At 57.9% G+C, this 1,821-nt stretch carries 3 protein-coding genes; 1 reads left to right on the top strand and 2 read right to left on the bottom strand.

Features of this window, described 5'->3' with window-relative positions:
* Nucleotides 1-194: 194 nt before the first annotated feature.
* Entirely contained in the window at nt 195-443 is a 249-nt protein-coding gene (locus GSY69_RS13720) for a hypothetical protein (RefSeq protein ID WP_160954388.1), read from the top strand.
* 276 nt (nt 444-719) lie between these two features.
* Here the strand turns inward: GSY69_RS13720 and GSY69_RS13715 are convergent, their stop codons facing one another.
* The gene (locus GSY69_RS13715) at nt 720-941 is read right to left on the bottom strand and encodes a hypothetical protein (RefSeq protein WP_160954387.1); all 222 of its coding nucleotides are present in this window, start codon (nt 939-941) and stop codon (nt 720-722) included.
* A complete protein-coding gene (locus GSY69_RS13710; RefSeq protein ID WP_160954386.1) occupies nt 929-1,516 on the bottom strand; it encodes a hypothetical protein in 588 nt (195 codons plus the stop codon). Before GSY69_RS13710 ends, GSY69_RS13715 begins: the two co-directional genes overlap by 13 nt.
* Nucleotides 1,517-1,821: the final 305 nt, after the last annotated feature.

Genomic DNA, 1,821 nt, shown 5'->3' with positions numbered 1-1,821 from the left:
GATCGGCTTCCCGGTCTCTTCGACGATCCGGACAGCTCCCTCACGGAACTCCCGGTCGTACTTCTTCCGCTTCTCTGGCATCTCGATCCTCATTGTCGATGCCTCTACGGTCCGGGGGGAACCTCACCGCCGCATCACCGGCGCGATCAGGGACCCGGGCCCACACGCGAGTACGGCCTCGGGCAGTAATCATCATGGGCCCCACGTTCAAGCAGCTGGCGATCATCGCGCTGCCCGTCGCGGGCATCGGCCTGCTCGCAATGGCGGGGCTGAGCCTGGGATACGGCTTGGCGCTCGTACCCACGCACCGAGGACCGCGCCGGCGACGCAGCCCCGCCGCTGTCGTCGCCGCGGCCCTTATGGCCGCATCCGGGATCGCGCTTATTGTCGCAATGTCGCCGGCGGCCCTGGCACTGCTGCGCACAGGGCTGAGCCTGAACTAGTTGCGCTGCACGGGCCCGTGAGTGCGTGGTGAGGGTGAGGGGCTGCCGCCCGGATCGGAGATCCGGTTGCCACGAAAGAGCACCCTGTCGGCATCCCGCTCCCTGGTGTCGGTGGCTGGCTCTACGCTCGCAGGTATGCCTGACGTGTGCCCACCGCCGCCTGACTGGGAAGCGATCACCAACGACACAGGAGGGGTTGGTGGTGGCCATAACTACTCTGTGCAGACCACAAAAATAGGGACCAAGAAGTCTCGAATGCTCTCCCAGGGTAAGGACCTATTCGAAGTATGACCAGCCCAAAGGCACTTTTGTCCAATGCAGGTTCTCTGCTTCGAAGTGCTTCAGAGCTTCTTTATAAGCCTCTTCCATCTCGTGCTCGCGTTCGAACAGGCCGATCAATTCGTTACCCTCGTCTGAGTCATAGTGCCATACCAGGAAAATCGCTGGTCGGCTATCTTTTTTATCAACCCAGATTCCGCCACGCTTCATACTCCACATGCGAGCTTCTTAGCCCCACTAGTGGCAACTGCATAGTAGGTCTTCCCACCTGAAACTATCGTCCCAGTGGTCGATGCCCGCCACACCTTCTTCTTACTTCCCTTGCAGGGATGAGACACGTTCTTTTGGGTATAGGAAGCGGCACCCTTATTTCCTCCAGTGTCCGTGGAACGAACCTTCCACCACAACAACGCAGTTCGAGTCGCCAACTGGGTTTTGTGATGAATAGAGGTAACCTTCTTAGTGCACTTCGTCACCGGCTTTGAGCCAACTCCTTTAGTCGACTTACGAACGTATACGCTGCTCTGAGTGAGCGTGCACGGACCGTACTTCACACCGGCAGCCTGTGGTGAAACGCCAGAATCGAGCTTCTTTTCGATTTTCTGAGCTTCCTCTGGAGAATCAGCTTCCACATATCTTGCGTCGCTGTTTTCTTCTTCGAAAGCAGCGCTGTCAGCTGTAGAAGCATCGGCTGCCATCGCAGAAGGGGCCGAAAGCAAGGTCATAACCATTGCAAGTACGCCAAGTACTGCTACGAGACCGGTGGTTCTGAACTTCTTAGCTACCTGGTTCATACGTACGACTGTAGTCGATAGATGCCCCCCCAGATGCCTCAACCGGCTGATCAATTATTTTGCTGACCTCGGAACTGTTCTTGTACCTGAGTACCCGTTCGTACAGCAAGGTATCCGATGTCCACAAAACCACATGCCAGCCGCCCCAGGCACCTGTACAGAGGGACTGCCGCATGGATGGGACTGCCGCACCGTTAGGTGACAGTTGGGGTGTTAGGCCGCGAGGCTCACGGCCGGGTTCATGATGGTCTCGTATTCGATGGGGGTCAATCGACCCAGACGTGCCTGTCGACGGCGGCGGTGAT

This window comes from Brevibacterium rongguiense (assembly GCF_009857845.1).
Lineage (GTDB): Bacteria > Actinomycetota > Actinomycetes > Actinomycetales > Brevibacteriaceae > Brevibacterium > Brevibacterium rongguiense.
The sequence above is the reverse complement of the archived record's forward strand: the minus strand, read 5'-3'. Positions and strand labels throughout refer to the sequence as shown.

Bases quoted from the DNA above. Each gene is read 5' to 3' on its own strand.
- GSY69_RS13720 (WP_160954388.1), top strand. From the start codon at position 195: ATGGGCCCCACGTTCAAGCAGCTGGCGATCATCGCGCTGCCCGTCGCG.
- GSY69_RS13715 (WP_160954387.1), bottom strand. From the start codon at position 941: ATGTGGAGTATGAAGCGTGGCGGAATCTGGGTTGATAAAAAAGATAGC.
- GSY69_RS13710 (WP_160954386.1), bottom strand. From the start codon at position 1,516: ATGAACCAGGTAGCTAAGAAGTTCAGAACCACCGGTCTCGTAGCAGTA.